Here is a 345-nt window from a genome sequence, read left to right as displayed (position 1 = left end):
CTTTTCATTTCTTGTTTACGGAGAAATGAAACAGTGTGTCGTTTCAATTTTCAGCTTGATCCAGATTTTTAAAGAGCAAATATCTCAAACGAGACTCGAAAGTCTGTTTTGAGATACTTCGGTCGGCGACTTTCACTCACACATACCAGCAAGTGGCGTCCCCTAGGGGATTCGAACCCCTGTTACCGCCGTGAAAGGGCGGTGTCCTGGGCCTCTAGACGAAGGGGACACTGAAGTCTCAATCGCAAGACGCCTTGCTATTTACTTTTCATCAGACAATCTGTGTGAGCACTACAAAGAACGTTTCTTTAAGGTAAGGAGGTGATCCAACCGCAGGTTCCCCTA

At 46.1% G+C, this 345-nt stretch carries 1 tRNA gene; it reads right to left on the bottom strand.

The features are described from left to right. Positions 1-153: 153 nt before the first annotated feature. A tRNA-Glu gene (locus OGW44_RS01295) sits at positions 154-229 on the bottom strand. Between the last annotated feature and the right edge of the window lie 116 nt (positions 230-345).

Origin of the sequence: Citrobacter sp. Cb023, assembly GCF_030336805.1 — a bacterium.
Lineage (GTDB): Bacteria > Pseudomonadota > Gammaproteobacteria > Enterobacterales > Enterobacteriaceae > Citrobacter > Citrobacter braakii.
This window is presented reverse-complemented; position numbering and strand designations above follow the sequence as displayed.